This is a genomic window from Psychrobacter namhaensis, from assembly GCF_016107545.1.
GTDB classification, from domain to species: domain Bacteria; phylum Pseudomonadota; class Gammaproteobacteria; order Pseudomonadales; family Moraxellaceae; genus Psychrobacter; species Psychrobacter namhaensis.
The window spans coordinates 162,401-180,725 of the sequence record NZ_JABASS010000005.1; the positions used below are offsets into that span (position 1 = coordinate 162,401).

Genomic DNA, 18,325 nt, shown 5'->3' on the forward strand with positions numbered 1-18,325 from the left:
ACTTGCTAAATCAGTTTATGACATTTATCACTACTCGTCAGTCAGGATGACTGATATCAAGGAGAGACACATGGCAACATCGACCAACCCTCGTTTTAACTGGGAAGACCCTTTTTTATTACGCAACCAGCTCACTGACGAAGAGCGTATGGTGACGGACAGTGCTCAGCAGTTTTTTCAAAAAGAGCTGATGCCGGGCATTATCAATGCCAATCGCAATGAGCACTTTGATCGCAATATCATGCGTCAAATGGGTGAGATGGGCCTGCTTGGGGTGACGATTGATGGCTACGGCTGTGCTGGTTTGTCAAGTGTTGCCTATGGTTTGATTGCCAAAGAGGTAGAAGCGGTCGATTCGGGCTACCGCTCAGCGATGAGTGTCCAATCGAGCCTTGTGATGCACCCTATTTGGGCATACGGTACAGAAGAACAAAGAGAAAAATACTTGCCGAAGCTTGCCACGGGTGAATACGTTGGCTGCTTTGGTTTGACAGAGCCAGACTCTGGTTCAGATCCGTCATCGATGTCGACACGTGCGCGTGCAGTCGATGGGGGTTATGAGCTAACTGGTAATAAAATGTGGATTACCAATAGTCCTATCGCTGATGTGTTTGTCGTTTGGGCCAAAGATGATGCAGGGGACATTCGCGGTTTTGTGTTAGACAAAGGCATGAAAGGGCTGTCTGCGCCAAAAATTGAAGGCAAGTTCTCACTGCGGGCCTCAGTCACGGGTGAGATCGTCATGGATAAAGTGTTTGTCCCTGAAGCGAATGCCTTCCCAGATATTCGTGGTCTAAAAGGTCCTTTTGGCTGCTTAAATAAAGCCCGTTATGGTATCGCTTGGGGTTCGATGGGTGCGGCTGAGTTCTGCTGGAAAGCGGCGCGTCAATACACGCTAGATCGTAAGCAGTTTGGTCGTCCGCTGGCCGCAACACAGCTGGTGCAGTTGAAGCTGGCCAATATGCAAACAGAGATCACTTTAGGTCTACAAGCCGCGCTACGTGTCGGTCGTCTGATGGATGAGGACAACGCTGCCCCTGAGATGATCTCTATGATTAAGCGTAATAACTGTGGTAAAGCACTTGAGATCGCTCGTATCGCTCGTGATATGCATGGTGGTAATGGTATCTCTGATGAGTTCCATATCATCCGTCATGTCATGAACTTAGAAGCCGTCAATACCTATGAAGGTACACATGATATTCATGCCCTTATCCTAGGTCGTGCACAGACAGGCATTCAAGCATTCTTTTAAGTGTTTTTATAGTCAGTTGAAAATAAAATCAATACGTTAATATCATCGTGCGAATGGGATGAATTTTTCTGGCTTGCTGTTCGCCAGCGTGACAGAGGCTACAAAAAAATTATCCCATTCACTCTGTATCGGTTTTCAATAGAATGGCCAAAAATGTTTAACACAGAGATGCTTCACTGCGTACGTTGCGGCTTGGACTTTTGTGAAAAAGAGCATCAATAGTAGCGTACGTTTTTAGTTGTTATTCATCATCTAACTGCTGAGGGGCTAAATGATGAATAACAGTTTTATTATTAGAAAATCAAAAAAACAGGTTAAAAAATAAGGGACTCTTATGACTGATATGCCAAAAGGCGCGTTGAATGGTGTCAAAGTGCTTGACTTATCGAGAGTGTTGGCAGGCCCTTCTTGCACGCAGGTGCTGGCGGATCTTGGGGCAGAAGTCATCAAAGTTGAGCGTCCTGGCATTGGTGATGAAACCCGTCACTGGGCACCGCCAAAGTTCAGCGATAACACGTCCGCTTATTATGCCACCATCAATCGCAATAAAAAATCGCTCACCGTAGACATTACCACGCCAGCGGGGCAAGCCATTATCAAACAGCTTGCCATTGATAGCGATATTCTAGTAGAAAATTTTAAGGTCGGCGGGCTTAAAAAATACGGCTTAGACTACGACAGCCTAAAACAAGACAATCCGCGTCTGATTTATGCGTCTTTAACAGGATTTGGGCAGACAGGGCCAGATGCCAAGCGTCCCGGTTATGATTATATTATCCAAGGTCTGTCAGGGCTGATGAGTATCACGGGTCCCAGCGATGGCGAACCACACAAGGTCGGTGTGGCAGTCGTTGATTTATTTGCAGGCTTACAGCTGACCATTGGTATCCAAGCGGCGTTATTGGCCCGTCAAAATACAGGACTGGGACAACATGTGGATGTGGCATTGCTCGATAGTGCGCTTGCCATGTTGGCAAACGTCGGTATGAACCATCTGGCGTCAGACAAAGTACCACCAAGACTGGGTAATCAACATCCAAATATCGTGCCTTATCAAGTATTTACCGCTAAAGGGCAAGCGCACTTTATTTTAGCTTGTGGCAATGACAGCCAGTTTGCCAAACTATGCGATGTCCTCTCAGTCGATTGGCACACTGACGAGCGTTTTATGACCAATCCTGCCCGCGTTGCCCATCGGGAGCTTCTGTGTGATGCGCTGACCAAGCAATTCGCTCAGCGTCCACGCGCCCACTGGTTAGAGGTTTTAGAGCAGGCAGGTATTCCGTGCGGGGCGATTCATAATATCGCTGAAGCTCTGTCCATGCCGCAAGCGCTGGCCCGTGAGATGATTGTTGATTTTGCAGCGCTTGGCAGTCCTGTACGCGCACTTGGCAATCCGATCAAACTATCCGCTTCACCTATAAGCTATCGCTCGCCGCCACCCAAGTTGAGTGAGCATACCGATAGTACCTTGGCTACGCTCGGTTACGATAATGATATGATCGCCAAACTCAAAGCCGATGGAATTGTTTAGTGAAGTGTTTAAAAGAAGCGCAACATTAACCCCTTTATCTTAATGAGCGCTAAAGCCCAAACGTTGCTCAATTTGCTCAGCCAACTCAATCAGCACGGCACTGACTTCAGCCCGCTTTGCTTCGTACTCTCCTTGCAAAAAACTGACTGCCATACCAGCGACGGCAGTGCCTGAAGCATTACGGATATAAGTGCCTAAGCAGTACATACCATCGCGCAGTTGCCCATCATCGAGTGACACTCGACTTTCATGTATCGCTGCAAGCTCGATGGATAAATCTGTAAAATTACTGACGCCATGTTGTGTCATGGGCGTCGGAAACCTCTCTTTATACAATAACTTTATGCTGTCCATAGACATGGTTGACAGCATGGCTTTACCTGTCGCAGAAAATACGGCAGGTACTCGAACCCCTGCTCGAAAGGTAAAGCCGAGCGGGGCGGGTGACTCATGACAGGCCAAAAACACCACTTCCCCCAGATCCAGCTTAGACAAGGTGACCGTGTGCTGAAGTAGGACTGGGTACTGTACGATAAGGTCTTTAAACAACTGTACAACGCCTTGCTGCTGCTCATATTTGCCTGCCCAATACATCAAATAAGAGCCTAGATGAAAGCGACTGTCCGTATCTTTATAGATGACATGTTTGTTCAGTAAGCTTTGCAAAATATTATGGGTTGAGCTACGAGGAAGCGCCAACTCTTTAGCGATATGAGCAGCAGTAAGAGGGTGAGGACTGTCTGTAATCAAATCCAAAATTTGAAACGTTTTGTCCAATGCAGGGACAGCGGTCGAGCTCATAAGTAACCTATCAAAGTTAATAAAATCAATATTGTATAAAAATGTCGCGATAAATAATCATGAAAATGCGAATAAGGGTTGCAAACCAGAAGCGATCATTCCTATAATGATGTCTCATATATAGAATACTTGTTCAGTATATTGAACAAGTATGAAAGTATCAATAATTATTTGACAAACCTATTATATCCATTCTTATAAATATTTAACCTTAAATGACAAGGAGCGTCAAAATGTCACAGTCTACGCTACAGTTATCGAATCCTGATCTACTCAAACAATCCTGTCTCATCAAAGATGGTTGGCATGCGGCCAGTGATGAAGCCACCCTTGAGGTCAATAATCCCTTTAACGGTGAACTTATTGGTACGGTGCCAAGTCTCACTACCAAAGATGTGAATGACGCAGTTGCCTACTCGCATGAAGTACAAACCGCTTGGGCGGCCAAAACTGCGCAAGAGCGTGCAGATCTGTTGCAAAAATGGGCAGATCTCATCGATGCCAATAAAGAAGATCTTGCTATTATCATGACGGCTGAGCAAGGTAAGCCTTTAACCGAATCACGTGGTGAAGTTGGCTATGCCAATAGCTTTATTCGTTGGTTTGCAGAAGAAGGCAAGCGTGTCTATGGCGATGTCATCCCTGCGAACAAGTCACAACTGCGCCATGTCATCCTAAAACAACCCGTTGGCGTTTGCGCAGCTATCACCCCATGGAACTTTCCAGCGGCAATGATTACGAGAAAGGCGGCGCCTGCATTGGCGGCAGGCTGTACGATGATCATCAAACCTGCGACCGAAACCCCATTTTCTGCTCTAGCATTAGGCGTATTGGCTGAGCAAGCGGGCATTCCAGCAGGCGTTATTCAAGTGGTCACTGGCAAAGCATCAACCATCGGCGACATTTTAACAGGCGATGCCCGTATTCATAAGCTATCGTTTACTGGCTCTACTGAAGTCGGTCGAACGCTGATGGCTCAATGTGCGCCAACCATTAAGAAGTTATCACTAGAGCTTGGTGGTAACGCACCATTTATCGTCTTTGACGATGCCGATTTAGAGGCAGCGGCGGATGGCTTAATCGCCTCTAAATACCGCAATGCTGGGCAAACCTGTGTTTGCGCCAACCGCATCTATGTGCAAGACAGCATTAAAGATCAGTTTTTAGACGTGTTCGTTAAAAAAGTGGCTGAGCTTAATGTTGGTAATGGTATGGATGACGGCGTCGATATCGGCCCTCTTATTAATCAAAAAGCCTTAGAAAAAGTACAAGCACTGCTAAAAGATGCGCTAGATAAAGGGGCCACGCTCATCGCTGGTGGAAGCACGAATAACGCCTCAGAGCTGACCTACAATCCCACTGTGATTACAGATATTAGCCACGATATGGACATTGCCTCTGAGGAAATCTTCGGTCCGATCGCGACCATCTTTACCTTCAAAGACGAAGCAGAGGTCATCCGTCAAGCCAACGACACGATCTATGGTTTGGCCGCGTATTTTTACAGTGGTGATTATGCACGCTCATGGCGCGTGACCGAAGGACTTGAGTACGGCATCATCGGCCATAATACGGGTTTGATTTCGACGGAAGTTGCGCCATTTGGCGGCGTGAAGCAGTCAGGCTTTGGCCGTGAAGGCTCAAAATACGGCATTGAAGAGTATGTGGTGACCAAATACTGGTGCTCTGATATCAGTTAATAGTGTCGATAAACGATTCATTATTAGTAAGACATTTTAGACATCTTTGGGGGTTTACGACAAACGAGTCCCATTCGCGGTCTAGCACATATCCAATAAACCAGCAGTCAACCGCCAATCAACTAATGGCACTTATGTTACAAATAAAGAAAAGGACATTCTTATGACAACGACCAATCAATCACTACTAGAGCGCCGCAAAGCGGTATTACCAACAGGACTTGGTGTGGCCTTTCCTATCTTTGCAGAAAAAGCAAAGAACTCAGAAGTATGGGATATTGAAGGCAATCGCTATATCGATTTTGTCGGCGGCATCTCAGTATTAAACACGGGGCACAGCCATCCAAAAATCACTCAGCGCGTGCACGAGCAGCTAGACAAATTTACGCATACTGCTGCCCAGATGATCAACTATGAGTGCTATGTTGATTTGGCTGAGAAACTGTGCGAAAAAGCCCCTATCAGCGGTGACACAAAGGCTTTCTTTTTGACCACGGGGGCAGAAGCCGTCGAAAACTGCATTAAGATTGCTCGTGCTAAAACGGGGCGTCCAGGGGTGATCTCTTTCGTTGGTGGCTGGCATGGCCGCACCTTAATGTGCATGAGTCTCACGGGCAAAGTACTGCCTTACAAAAAGAATTTTGGTCCTATGCCAGGCCCTGTGTTTCATGCCCTGTTCCCTGCTGAAGAGTTAAATGTCACAGAAGCACAAGCCCTACATAGCCTTGAGATGATTTTCCAAGCAGATATCGACCCTAGTGAAGTGGCGGCAATGATCATAGAGCCAGTACAGGGTGAGGGCGGCTTTCACCAAGTAACCCCATCATTTGCCAAAGCGTTACGCGATATCTGTGATATGCACGGCATCGTTCTTATTTTTGATGAAGTACAGTGTGGTTTTGCCAGAACAGGTACGCTGTTTGCGAGTGAGCAGTTGGGCGTTGAGCCGGATCTGATGACCAGTGCCAAGAGTTTGGCGGGTGGTTATCCTATCTCGGCAGTTATTGGTCGCGCTGAGATTATGGACGCGCCGCAAGTGGGCGGTTTGGGTGGTACTTATGCTGGTAACCCATTGGCGTGTGTGGCTGCGCTTGCCGTCATAGAAGTGATCGAAGAAGAAAATCTGCTTGAGCGCAGTGTTGAGATTGGCGACAAAATTGAGGCGTTCTTAAAAGGTCTCAATCTAAGCAGTATCGGTAATATTCGTCACAAAGGCGCTATGTTAGCGTTCGATTTGATCGATAGTGAAGGCAGACCCGATACCGTGGCAACTGCTAACCTAAAAGCAAAATCATTTGAGCAAGGTTTGCTATTAGCGTCTTGCGGAATGTATGGCAATGCGATACGTGTGATGGTGCCACTGACCGTTGAAGACGAAGTACTACAAGAAGGCCTTGATATTATCAAAGGTATTCTAACGGCTTAAGAGGTAGCAAGCCTCATTTTATTTACTATAGCGACGGATCGCTTTTAATCACACACTGACTTTGGTTAAAAAGTTGTAGTTACGATAATGGCAAGGCTGCCCTCATGACACTCGCTTTGAGTGTGTTGTTCAACGGCGCCTTGCAAATCAAGGCGCCGTTTCTGTTTCTGTTTTTGCTGTGGCTGTTGGGCACTAGACAAAGAACACACGACCGCTTTGAGACGCAACGGCGTACATAGTAAATACGATGGGTGCTATTCCACTAAACACAAATGGTGTAACTGTAAAAGGTTCACATGGATGACACACAGACAAGGAGTAGGTTATGTCTGAACTACGAAAATCGCTAGGGACGTTAGATATTATTGCCCTCGCATTTGGTGCTATGGTTGGTTGGGGCTGGGTGGTTTTGGCTGGCGGTTGGATTTTATCTGCGGGTACTTGGGGGGCGATGCTGGCATTTTTGGTAGGCGGGCTGGCGGTGATACTGATTGGTGTGACTTATGCTGAGCTTGCAGCCTCAATGCCCATCACCGGTGGAGAGCATACTTATACGCATCGAGCACTAGGGGTCAATGTCTCCTTTATCTGCTCGTGGAGTATTTTATTTGGTTATTTTTCAGTGGTGGCTTTTGAAGCCGTTGCCCTGCCGACGGTCGTAGAGTACTTTATTCCTAACTACAGCCAAGGTTATCTCTGGACCATCGCTGGCTGGGACGTCTACGCCACTTGGGTGGGTGTCGGGATGCTGGGATCGGTCATTGTCACTTGGCTGAATGTACGCGGTATGGAAGTCAGTGCTTGGTTTCAAAAAACCGCAGTACTGGGTATTTTGTTTGTCGGTACCTTATTGTTCATCGGTGCTGTCTTGTTCAATCCTGAGACTTCAAACTCAGTGCAAGCACCAGCCTTTATCGGGGGTATCGGCGGTATCATGGCCGTTATTGTGATGGTGCCCTTTATGTTTGTGGGTTTTGATGTCATTCCGCAGGCGGCAGAGGAGATTGATCTTACTCGTCCTAATATTGGCAAATTTCTGATTGTTTCTATTGTCGTTGCCGTCATATGGTATGTCGGTATTGCTTGGAGTGTGGGTACAACGTTGCCATTGGTACAAGCAGAAAACTCGACGCTTGCGACTGCTGACGCAATGACCAATGCATGGCAAGGCAAATGGGCGGGTATTTTATTGGTGATTGGTGGCGTGCTTGGTATTTTGTCCAGCTGGAATGCGTTTTTGATTGGTGGTAGTCGTCTGCTTTATGCCATGTCAAAAGCCCATATGTTGCCAGCGTTCTTGGGCAAACTGCATCCAAAATACAATACGCCCGTCAATGCGATTTTGTTGATTGGTGGTTTGGCGACGCTTGCGCCATTATTTGGTCGTAAAATGTTGGTTTGGATTGTTGATGCTGGTGGTTTTGGTATCGTCATTGCCTATACCTGTGTTGCGATATCGTTCTTGGTACTTCGTTATCGTGAGCCTGATATGGTGCGTCCATTCAAAATACCCGCCGGTAAGCTGGTCGGCATGATAACGATTGCACTGAGTATTGGTATGTTAATATTATATATGCCAGGTATGCCCTCAGCACTGACAGCGATTGAATGGTGGATCTTCTTGGGTTGGACAGTGCTTGGTATCGTGTTGTACGGTTATGCAAGGGTGAAATATCCGGGGATTAGTGAGTCGATTATGGCAGAAGAGCTGCGTGAATTAAAAATCGTCAATCAGTTGTGGTTAAAAGACAATCCACCTAAACGATAAAATTGTTAATGAGAGACGTTTTTAAATAAGTTGTCCTTCAAAACAAAAGCCTAACATGCAATGTTAGGCTTTTTTTCTGAACTGTCCCGTCCTGAAATAAATTATCATATTTAGGTCAAAATGAATTGATGATAGACCTAGACTTATAGATCTTTGTTGTTTTGAACGATACCTTTTTGAACGATACTTTTTTGGCTGCTATCGTCTTGAACGGTGTCTGAGTCAGTTGGCATCTTGGACTTATTTGTCGTTTTAGGCGTTTTTTTTAGCAGCTTGACTTTAGCGTCTTTATTTGGAGGCTCAGGCTGTAGAGTGGTGGTCGCAGCGTTTGTATCAGGCGACTTACGGACAGCGTCAGAGGGTTTTTTTAAGCTTCTTTTGATTCTACTTACTGCTACGGCATCGGTTTCGGCTTGTTCTTCTGCTAGTGCTATGTCGTATAGATCTTGATAGACGGCTAGGGTTTCTTCAATCATCTCGCGCATGGTGAATTTATTTGTCATCTCAGGACGCGTGACGCTTTCTAATTGGTTTTTAACGGCTTTACACAGGGCTTTGGCGTTGTACTTTTTAACCAGACCTTGCGGATAGAGCGGCTGTAGAATCTCACTAAAAGCCGCTTGGTCCCAACCAATAACAGGCGTGCCTAAATGAATCGCTTGTAGGGCATTGATACCAATCGATTCAGGCTCATTAGCAAGCGCCATCACGATATTCGCTGCTGAGAGCCACTCACGCATGTCGTTACGTTTGCTGCCTACGTAAGTGATGCGATCGGCCAAACCTAGTGCATTGGTACGCTGACGAAAGTCTTCATGAGCGACGTCATCATCTCTGTAATCCTCATCCATAATAATGACGTGGATATTAGGAAACTGCTCTTGTAAATTGCCCAAAATATCAATCAACCACTCTTGGCCGTACTCGTTACCGATGACCGTGGGAAACACCAGCCACTTCTTATGCTCAAGCTCAGGGTATTCAGCGAAAGTGTGCCGTAACCAATAGACTGAAGGGTTATGCCGGTAAGGGTAGCGGCGAGTATCGACCCCGCGATAGATTCGTTTAATGGTTTTAGGGTCGGCGTCTTCAAGACGTAGCCCTTTTTTTAGATAATTGGTCACACTATCAGACACCGTAATGATGGTGTCGACAGCAAGCAGTGCTTGTGAATATTTATTGATAGGATAAAAGCCATACATGGTTGAGACCAGTTTTGGCATGCGCTTGACACGCGCGCGACGTAGGGCTAAATGTAGTATCCAAGCAGGCGTACGCGAATGCACATGAATAACGTCAGGATCGTATTTTTCAATCAGCCGGCGCAGTGCGGTGACTTGCAGTAGTGATAGCCAAGACTTTTTATTCATATGCAGCTGATGATATATATTCCCGTCACGCTTTAGGCGTTTCACCAAATCATTGTCCTCATCAGCGCTGGAGACGATGATGGAGGTATGCTCGTTTTTGACCAAGGCGCGTCCAAGATGAAAAATACCGCGCTCGGATTCATCATGCTTTAAGGACGACAGTAAGCGCATAACTTTCATAATAGCGTGGGTCACCAGTTAATATAATAATATCAAGCTGCTATTGTCAGTTAAAAGTGATTAAAACTCAACCTTCACGCACTAAAAAAGGCCTTGAGTACGCAAGGCCTTTTTTAGGCGTAGTCGTTATCTATTCTCAATACTTTAAGGGTCGCTTTACGGCTACTGAACCTTTGCTCGTATAACCACGGTTTGTGTGGCATTAGGGTCGAGATTTACCAAATTCCACTTAAGACCAGAATAGCTCTCTTGAATGACGGTGGTCTTGCCAACTTGTTGAATGGTTTGATAACGGTTGCCACCCGTGGTCGCAAGCGTTGGCAACGGGCTATTTAATGATAGTAGCTGTATGCCATTTGGTAACGAAACCATCGCATTGATGTCGTTTACTGGCTGAGTTGTCGTATTAGTATAAGTGGTATGGTATTCAATGATATCACCTGGCGCGATATGATTGGCAGGAACTGCGACTTCACGGCCAGCGCTATTTTTTAAGATTTTCATGACCTTGGTTTGGGCGTTGACGATATCAGGCGTACTAAATGTTGGTGTTAGTTGCAGGGCGTCTAAAGAAGTCGTTGTGGTGATTTGATTGCTGATTGGTTGCGGCGTGACCGTGTTATTAGTGCCACTTTGCCGAACGACATAGCGTGGGACAGTGGTGACTTGAGTCACTGAATAAGGCATACCATCTCGCATGGTGATACCATTCGGTGTGGCAGTGATGATGGCTGTTTTGCCATCAGAATACTGTTCAACGACGGTAGTGCTGCTGCCTGCTGTCGAGTTAATGGCGATTTCAGGCGCAGCATTGGCTGTAGAAGCCGCGAGGGCTATACCTGCTAACATTAAAAACATGGCTGTGGTTATGGATGTGGTTTGGGCACTTGTTTTTTTGGTAGTAATAATGCCTGTTGATGTATCAACGCGCATGACCATAAAAGACTCCTTTAAAATAACAGTCAATGAAACAGCAAATAAATAACGCTTAGACAAGAAAACCCCTTGTTACTTAACATGACCAGCACGTCAAATAACAAGGGGATTAGTATGGATAAAGGCCAATACTGGCATTTACTAAGCCATCATTATTTTTTGCCCGATACCCAACCAAACGGCTAAGCAATCTCTACTCAAGTAATTATGCGCTAAAAATATTTGAGTAGAACAGCAGCATTGTGTAACTACTACGCTATAAATAACGATACTTTGTGTTAGTTTTGCTTACTGTCTAAACCAACGACGGTTTTATACACTGTCAGCAGCGACTGCTATCAAAGCGTCTTTATCACAAAATTTGTGACAGTCAGAAAAACTAATCATATATGACTTTCATGATTTCGTACTCGACCACACCCTTTGGGGTTTCGATACGCACTTCATCGCCTTCAAACTTACCGATAAGGCCGCGAGCGATGGGTGAGTTGACTGAGATTTTGCCCGCTTTAAAGTCGGCCTCATCATCACCAACGATTTTGTACTGTTTTTCTTCTTCAGTGTCCATGTTTTCGATGATGACGCTCACACCGAATACCACACGACCATCTTTTGGTAGAGTGGTTGGGTCGATGACTTGGGCCGCACCGAGTTTGGCTTCGATATCACGGATACGCGCTTCACAAAAACCTTGTTGTTCGCGTGCTGCGTGATACTCAGCGTTTTCCTTTAGATCGCCGTGTTCGCGGGCTTCAGCGATAGAAGCGGTAATGCGTGGACGGTCGACACTTTTTAACTGTTTTAATTCGGCTTCTAAAGCCGCATGTCCTTGCGGAGTCATGGGATAACGTTGCATGTTTTTTCCTTAAACCAATAACACCACACCATCTCCTACTCTTAGCGAATAGTGAGATGGTGTCAGCGTTGTTGCAATGAGTATGAAATATAAAAAGAGTGAGGTTCAGGCTGTATAAACTGTAAACGCCCTGTCATGTATGAGCATATATACTCATAAACTGAGGCGTACTGAACCTTATGTAATAAAAAGCATAGTCGCAGTTTAGCCACTATGCTTTTAGGTCTGTCTTTTTAAAGGTATTATTTTTTTAAAGCACTATTGTCATATAAAAACCCATAACAGGTTTCGCATAAGCTTTTACATAAGCCTGACGGTTATGCTTAATCTACTGAAATTATTCAGCCACGTCAATAGTCTTTGCTTGTTCATGTAAATCTTGCAGTTTGTAAACTTCAAACGGTAAGTCAATCGCATAAGATTTACAGACCGCATCTGCCGCCCCTAAGGTGGTGACATAGAACACTTTGCTTTGTAGGGCGCTACGGCGGATAGAGAAAGAATCTTCTTGTGCTTGCTTGCCTTCAGTCGTATTGATAATAAGATCGATTTTGCCATTTTTCAAGGCATCGACGATATGTGGGCGACCTTCAGTGACTTTGTTAATTTGCTTACACTCAATACCTGCGTCGCTCAGTACTTTTTGCGTCCCTGTCGTTGACACGATGTTAAAGCCAAAGTCGGCAAGCTGGCGGGCAATAGGAGCAATTTGCGCTTTGTCACTGTCACGAACTGAGATAAAGACGGTCTTGGTCTCGCCCTCAGTAGGTAGACCTGGCAAGCGCTCGTTACTACCGATTATGGCTTTGTAAAATGCTTCGCCAAAGGTTTTGCCCACGCCCATGACTTCACCCGTTGATTTCATCTCAGGGCTCAAGATAGGGTCGACACCTGGGAACTTGGCAAACGGGAATACCGCTTCTTTGACCGCATAAAACGCAGGAACGATCTCAGTCGTAAATCCTTGGTCTTTAAGCGACGTGCCAGCCATACAGCGAGCCGCGACTTGCGCTAAGGAAGTACCGATACATTTAGAAACGAATGGCACGGTACGGGCAGCACGTGGGTTCACTTCTAAGATATAAACCGTTTCACCTTTTACCGCGAACTGTACGTTCATTAAGCCAATCACACCAAGCTCTTTTGCCATGGCGACCGTTTGTGCGCGCATCACGTCACACAGCTCATCAGACAGCGAGTAAGGCGGCAATGAGCAAGCTGAGTCACCAGAGTGGACGCCTGCCTGTTCGATATGTTGCATGATACCGCCGATGACGACGTCGGTACCATCACAGACACAATCCACATCGACTTCGATAGCGTCATCTAAGAAGCGATCTAGCAATACTGGTGCTTCATTTGACGCTTGGACGGCAGTGCGCAAGTAGTGTCTGAGTTCCTCTTCGTTATAGACGATTTCCATGGCACGGCCGCCCAATACATAAGAGGGGCGGACAACCAATGGATAGCCCACGTCTTTTGCTTTGACCAAGCCGTCTTCTAAGCTGGTTGCTAGGGCGTTTGATGGTTGCACTAGGTTGAGCTGCTGAATCATATGCTGGAAGCGCTCGCGGTCTTCTGCGCGGTCGATAGCGTCAGGGCTGGTACCAATGATTTTAACGCCAGCTGATTCTAATGCACGCGCAAGCTTCAATGGTGTTTGACCACCGAACTGGACAATCACACCGTCAGGGTTCTCGATACGGACAATCTCAAGCACATCTTCAAGCGTGATTGGCTCGAAATACAAGCGATCAGAGGTATCATAATCGGTTGAAACCGTTTCAGGGTTACAGTTGACCATGATGGTCTCGTAACCATCAGCGCGCATGGCAAGCGCTGCGTGCACACAGCAGTAGTCAAACTCGATGCCTTGACCGATACGGTTAGGACCGCCACCGATGACCATGATTTTTTTGTTATCTGTTGGGTTGGCTTCACACTCGCTATCGTACGTCGAGTACATATAAGCAGTGCTGGTGGCAAATTCTGCTGCACACGTATCCACACGCTTATAGACTGGATAAACGTTCAAGTCCCAACGTTTGGTGCGTAGCTGCTTTTGTGAGACACCAAGCAGTTTGGCCAACCGTAGATCTGACAAGCCTTTACGCTTAAAGCTACGGAGGTTTTTCTCGTTCAGACCACCAAAGCCGAGTGATTTTACGGTGGCTTCTGTTTTGACAATGTCTTCAATCTGTACCAAGAACCAAGGGTCAATCTTGGTGAAGTTAAACACTTCATCGACGCTCATACCGACGCGAAAAGCATCCGCGACGTAGTAAATGCGTTCAGGCGTTGGGATGGTTAGGCGATTAATGATTCCAGAACGGGCTTTTTCAACGCTCACTTTTGACAAGTCGATTTGCTCATCAAAACCATCGGCACCCGTTTCCATGCCGCGCAGTGCTTTTTGCATCGATTCTTGGAAATTACGACCAATCGCCATGACTTCACCGACCGATTTCATCTGCGTCGATAGGATGTTATCCGCTTGTGGGAATTTTTCAAAGTTAAAACGCGGTATCTTAGTGACCACATAATCAAGGGCAGGCTCAAAGCTTGCTGGCGTTTTACCACCAGTGATGTCGTTTTGCAATTCATCTAGCGTGTAACCAATGGCCAGTTTGGCAGCGATTTTGGCAATCGGGAAACCAGTGGCTTTTGAGGCGAGGGCAGAGGAGCGTGACACACGTGGGTTCATCTCGATGACGACCATGCGGCCTGTGTCAGGGTTGATACCGAACTGGACGTTTGAACCGCCCGTTTCCACACCGATCTCACGCAGTACTGCTAAAGACGCATTACGCATGATTTGATATTCTTTATCGGTCAATGTTTGCGCTGGTGCCACGGTGATCGAGTCGCCCGTGTGTACACCCATTGGATCAAAGTTTTCGATGGCACAGATGATGATGCAGTTGTCGTTTTTGTCACGAACCACTTCCATCTCGTACTCTTTCCAACCGATTAAGGACTCATCGATCAGTAGTTGATGGTTCGGTGATAAGTCAAAGCCTCGCTCACAAATCTCAATAAACTCATCGCGGTTGTACGCGATACCGCCTCCTGAGCCGCCCATGGTGAATGAGGGACGAATGATACACGGATAGCCCATTTTCTCTTGAGTCGCAAAGGCCTCTTCCATGGTTTCAGCCGTTTCAGCACGTGGACACTCAAGACCAATACGCTTCATGGCTTGGTCAAATAAGTTGCGATCTTCTGCCATCTCAATCGAGTCTTTGGTCGCGCCAATCAGCTCGCAATTGTACTTGGTTAACACGCCATGCTTGTCCAACTCTAGAGCACAGTTTAGCGCCGTCTGTCCGCCCATGGTTGGCAAGATGGCATCAGGGCGCTCTTTGGCAATGATTTGCTCAACCGTCTGCCAGGTAATCGGCTCGATATAGGTGGCGTCTGCCATGACAGGGTCGGTCATGATGGTCGCAGGGTTTGAGTTGACCAAGATGACGCGGTAGCCTTCTTCTTTTAGTGCTTTACACGCCTGCGCGCCTGAGTAGTCAAACTCACATGCTTGACCGATGACGATAGGGCCTGCGCCAATGATAAGAATGCTTTTGATGTCGGTACGTTTTGGCATAGTTAGGGCTACCTTCGTTGGGTGATATTTTAATGAATCTCTATTTTTAATAAAGCTTATGGCGTTTTATATTTACAGTACTGCTCAAACCGCTTTTAGCGATTCAAGCATGACTTATTATCAAGTTATAATGAACATTTAAGTTTGGACAGTTTTAGCCTTTTCCATCATCTCAGCAAATTTATCAAACAATGGCGCACAGTCGTGCGGGCCAGGGCTGGCTTCTGGGTGACCTTGGAAGCTAAAGACGGGCTTATTGGTCAGCTCAATACCTTGATTGGTACCATCAAATAGTGAGCGATGCGTGGATTTGACATTGTCAGGGAGCGTGTCTTCATCAACTGCAAAACCGTGGTTTTGACTGGTAATCATGACCGTACCAGCGGCTAAGTCTTGTACCGGATGGTTGGCACCATGATGCCCCGTTTTCATTTTGATGGTGCTAGCACCGCTGGCAAGACCAATTAGCTGGTGGCCTAAGCAAATACCGAAGGTTGGGATATCTGTTTCTTCAATGATGTGACGGACGCTATCGATCGCGTAATCACAAGCAGCAGGGTCGCCTGGACCATTTGATAAGAAGATGCCATCTGGGTTCATCGCTAATACGTCTTTGATCGGTGTTTGCGCTGGTACGACTGTCACATGACAACCACGGTCGACAAGCATACGCAAGATATTGGTTTTGCTACCGAAGTCGTAAGCGACGACCTTGTATTTTGCGTCAACATGGGTACCAAGCTGCTTAAAGAAGCCACCAGTACCGCTGTCGTGACTACCCGGTACGTCACGGTTGAGTAGAGTGTCTGATAGATCCCATGTACCAGCGGTCCATTCAAAACTGTCCGTGGTACAGCACTCTTTTGCCAAGTCCATGCCTTTTAGGCCAGCAAACCCTTGTGCCAGCTCAATCGCTTTTTGCTCGTCATCAGCGCTGATTGTCTCACCATTTGACGCAGTCATGATACAACCGTTCTGCGCCCCTTTATCGCGTAACAGGCGTGTCAACTGACGTGTGTCAATTTCAGCGATAGCGACGGTATTATGACGCTGTAGATAGTCGCTTAGTGACTCTGAGTTGCGGAAGTTTGACGTTGCCATTGTCGCATCACGAATGATGAGGCCGTCTGCCCACACTTGATGACCATTACCAGACTCAGTGTCCTCGGCATTGGTGCCTGTGTTGCCAATGTGTGGATAGGTGAGGGTCACGAGCTGGCGTGCATAACTGGGATCGGTTAGGATTTCTTGGTACCCTGTCATGGCTGTATTAAACACCACCTCACCGACACGATGACCAAGGCTGCCGATACTGACACCGCGAAAGATCGTACCGTCTGCTAGTGCCAAAATTGCTTGTATTTCTGTCGATGAATTCAAGGATTGCCTCCGCTATTATGTGTGAGTATCGTGACTTTTTGCGTTCAAAATTTTGAAGAAAGTGACTTTTTAGATCTATCTAACGGCAGCTAAATAAACATAAAAAAAGCGGCAAACCCAAAAATTTTCCACAAAAAAGCGAGAAGACATTAAAGATGAAAACTACAAAACCCACTAGATAGTGAATAGGTAACTTGCATCATGTCCGCTCGCTTAGGCACAGATTTTGCGTATTATATACAAAATAGGCTGGTATGGCTAGCGTTAAAGGCAAACATAGCGATTAAAACTGGTAATGCACAGAAAGTCCATAATAATCAGGGGCAAGATTGGTGGTGACTATCAGTTGATCATTATAGCTTTTTGTCAAATACACGCTGCTGGCCACTCCTAGCGCTGCACCAGCCAGTACATCAGCCACGTCATGTTTGTCTGCTTGAACGCGGCTATAACCCACAAAGCTTGCACCAACATAGGCAGGAATACTATATTCTAGCCCATAGCGTTTGTGGATAAAGCTTGCGCCTTGGAACGCTATAGAAGTGTGTCCTGAAGGGAATGAATCGTTATCACTGCTATCGGGTCGTTCTTTATCAACGGTTGACTTTAGAGCATAAGTTACGGCAAGATTGGCTGCAAACGACTGATAAAATTGCTGACGACCCTGCTTATCATTCATGTGATAAGTGCTCCCGTAGGCAATGGCAGGTATGGTGAGAGCAATAATATCACCTGCTCGTTCCACATCAGAGGTATCGGCTGCATAACAGGGTGCGGCCACCACCAAGCTACTTGCTAACACTATGGTGGAGGTATATTTTTTGTGCTGCATTGTATGATTCCTAAGCATAATTTTGGCTGCTGCTTTGTCGTAGTGATCAAAGTACTCAAGGCGACTGCTTTAGCGGATTGTACTATAAAAACCGCGAAAGAGGACTCCACCCGATATTAGGGTGGAGGTGAATTTCGCTTAGTGTTTATTATATAGTCATAAAAACTATATACTGAAATAAGCTATAATAAATTTTAGAAATTATTTTAAAAAACACAGTGAATCGGCACTATGAAAATCAACAAAGCGTACAAATTTAGGCTTGAGCCTAATGCAGAGCAGGAGATTATCTTAAATAATCTTGTCGGCTCAGCACGTTTTGTTTGGAATCACATGCTGGCAATATCGTTTGAGATATTTGCTAAAAATGAGTTTATCAATGCCACCAACCTCGTTAATAAAATCGTTAGTTTAAAGAACAATCCTGATTTTGCCTTTCTGAAATCTAGCTCTAATGCCGTGTCCTTACAACAAAAGGTACGCGATCTTGCGTCTGCTTGGTCACGATTCTTTGACCCCAAAGTACACGCCAGATTCAAAGAGAATAAAAAGAAACCCAAAAAGCCCAAGTTCTTTAAGCTGGCTAATGGCACAGAGATTCAACTTCGCCCATTGATCCACAATTTAAACACAAAGCAGATGGCTGTGACTCCATTCGCTTGGTTCAGTTTGATAAATACTGCCGT

General features: G+C 46.1%; 12 protein-coding genes and 1 pseudogene. 6 read left to right on the plus strand and 7 right to left on the minus strand.

Going from position 1 to position 18,325, the window contains the following annotated elements; genetic code table 11:
• Positions 1-70 precede the first annotated feature (70 nt).
• Positions 71-1,255 (plus strand): acyl-CoA dehydrogenase, encoded by a 1,185-nt coding sequence (locus JFC06_RS06240; RefSeq protein WP_198334366.1) that lies wholly within the window; start codon positions 71-73, stop codon positions 1,253-1,255.
• Positions 1,256-1,589: 334 nt separating this feature from the next.
• Positions 1,590-2,789 carry a CaiB/BaiF CoA transferase family protein gene (locus tag JFC06_RS06245; RefSeq protein ID WP_230708484.1) on the plus strand — a complete coding sequence of 400 codons (1,200 nt, stop codon included), beginning with the start codon at positions 1,590-1,592 and terminating at the stop codon, positions 2,787-2,789.
• A 39-nt stretch (positions 2,790-2,828) separates the two neighbouring features.
• On the opposite strand, the gene JFC06_RS06250 is transcribed toward JFC06_RS06245, so the two are convergent.
• Positions 2,829-3,590: an IclR family transcriptional regulator gene (locus JFC06_RS06250; RefSeq protein WP_193005095.1), complete on the minus strand. Its 762-nt coding sequence runs from the start codon at positions 3,588-3,590 to the stop codon at positions 2,829-2,831.
• Positions 3,591-3,823: 233 nt separating this feature from the next.
• On the opposite strand from JFC06_RS06250, the gene JFC06_RS06255 reads away from it, so the two are divergent.
• From JFC06_RS06255 to JFC06_RS06265, 3 genes are all read left to right on the plus strand, one after another.
• The gene (locus JFC06_RS06255) at positions 3,824-5,290 is read left to right on the plus strand and encodes an NAD-dependent succinate-semialdehyde dehydrogenase (protein ID WP_198334367.1); all 1,467 of its coding nucleotides are present in this window, start codon (positions 3,824-3,826) and stop codon (positions 5,288-5,290) included.
• A gap of 163 nt (positions 5,291-5,453) precedes the next feature.
• Positions 5,454-6,716 carry a 4-aminobutyrate--2-oxoglutarate transaminase gene (gene gabT, locus JFC06_RS06260; protein WP_198334368.1) on the plus strand — a complete coding sequence of 421 codons (1,263 nt, stop codon included), beginning with the start codon at positions 5,454-5,456 and terminating at the stop codon, positions 6,714-6,716.
• 325 nt (positions 6,717-7,041) lie between these two features.
• A complete protein-coding gene (locus JFC06_RS06265) occupies positions 7,042-8,484 on the plus strand; it encodes an APC family permease (RefSeq protein ID WP_198334369.1) in 1,443 nt (480 codons plus the stop codon).
• A 143-nt stretch (positions 8,485-8,627) separates the two neighbouring features.
• Here JFC06_RS06265 and JFC06_RS06270 read toward each other — a convergent pair whose 3' ends face one another.
• The 6 genes from JFC06_RS06270 to JFC06_RS06295 form a co-directional block, all read right to left on the minus strand.
• A complete protein-coding gene (locus JFC06_RS06270; protein WP_193005091.1) occupies positions 8,628-10,034 on the minus strand; it encodes a glycosyltransferase in 1,407 nt (468 codons plus the stop codon).
• 162 nt (positions 10,035-10,196) lie between these two features.
• Entirely contained in the window at positions 10,197-10,967 is a 771-nt protein-coding gene (locus JFC06_RS06275) for a hypothetical protein (RefSeq protein ID WP_198334370.1), read from the minus strand.
• A 382-nt stretch (positions 10,968-11,349) separates the two neighbouring features.
• Positions 11,350-11,826 (minus strand): transcription elongation factor GreA, encoded by a 477-nt coding sequence (gene greA / locus JFC06_RS06280; RefSeq protein ID WP_193005087.1) that lies wholly within the window; start codon positions 11,824-11,826, stop codon positions 11,350-11,352.
• A 337-nt stretch (positions 11,827-12,163) separates the two neighbouring features.
• On the minus strand, positions 12,164-15,427 hold the full coding sequence (gene carB / locus JFC06_RS06285) for a carbamoyl-phosphate synthase large subunit (RefSeq protein WP_198334371.1): 3,264 nt from the start codon (positions 15,425-15,427) through the stop codon (positions 12,164-12,166).
• A 138-nt stretch (positions 15,428-15,565) separates the two neighbouring features.
• Positions 15,566-16,807: a glutamine-hydrolyzing carbamoyl-phosphate synthase small subunit gene (gene carA / locus JFC06_RS06290; RefSeq protein WP_198334372.1), complete on the minus strand. Its 1,242-nt coding sequence runs from the start codon at positions 16,805-16,807 to the stop codon at positions 15,566-15,568.
• A 283-nt stretch (positions 16,808-17,090) separates the two neighbouring features.
• Positions 17,091-17,639: a phosphatase PAP2 family protein gene (locus tag JFC06_RS06295; protein WP_193005069.1), complete on the minus strand. Its 549-nt coding sequence runs from the start codon at positions 17,637-17,639 to the stop codon at positions 17,091-17,093.
• A gap of 231 nt (positions 17,640-17,870) precedes the next feature.
• On the opposite strand from JFC06_RS06295, the pseudogene JFC06_RS06300 reads away from it, so the two are divergent.
• Positions 17,871-18,325 (plus strand): annotated as a pseudogene (locus JFC06_RS06300) (helix-turn-helix domain-containing protein); the annotation flags it as partial.

Bases quoted from the DNA above. Each gene is read 5' to 3' on its own strand.
- JFC06_RS06255 (WP_198334367.1), top strand. From the start codon at position 3,824: ATGTCACAGTCTACGCTACAGTTATCGAATCCTGATCTACTCAAACAA.
- carB (WP_198334371.1), bottom strand. From the start codon at position 15,427: ATGCCAAAACGTACCGACATCAAAAGCATTCTTATCATTGGCGCAGGC.
- JFC06_RS06275 (WP_198334370.1), bottom strand. From the start codon at position 10,967: ATGCGCGTTGATACATCAACAGGCATTATTACTACCAAAAAAACAAGT.
- greA (WP_193005087.1), bottom strand. From the start codon at position 11,826: ATGCAACGTTATCCCATGACTCCGCAAGGACATGCGGCTTTAGAAGCC.
- gabT (WP_198334368.1), top strand. From the start codon at position 5,454: ATGACAACGACCAATCAATCACTACTAGAGCGCCGCAAAGCGGTATTA.
- JFC06_RS06270 (WP_193005091.1), bottom strand. From the start codon at position 10,034: ATGAAAGTTATGCGCTTACTGTCGTCCTTAAAGCATGATGAATCCGAG.
- JFC06_RS06295 (WP_193005069.1), bottom strand. From the start codon at position 17,639: ATGCAGCACAAAAAATATACCTCCACCATAGTGTTAGCAAGTAGCTTG.
- JFC06_RS06265 (WP_198334369.1), top strand. From the start codon at position 7,042: ATGTCTGAACTACGAAAATCGCTAGGGACGTTAGATATTATTGCCCTC.
- JFC06_RS06250 (WP_193005095.1), bottom strand. From the start codon at position 3,590: ATGAGCTCGACCGCTGTCCCTGCATTGGACAAAACGTTTCAAATTTTG.
- JFC06_RS06245 (WP_230708484.1), top strand. From the start codon at position 1,590: ATGACTGATATGCCAAAAGGCGCGTTGAATGGTGTCAAAGTGCTTGAC.
- JFC06_RS06240 (WP_198334366.1), top strand. From the start codon at position 71: ATGGCAACATCGACCAACCCTCGTTTTAACTGGGAAGACCCTTTTTTA.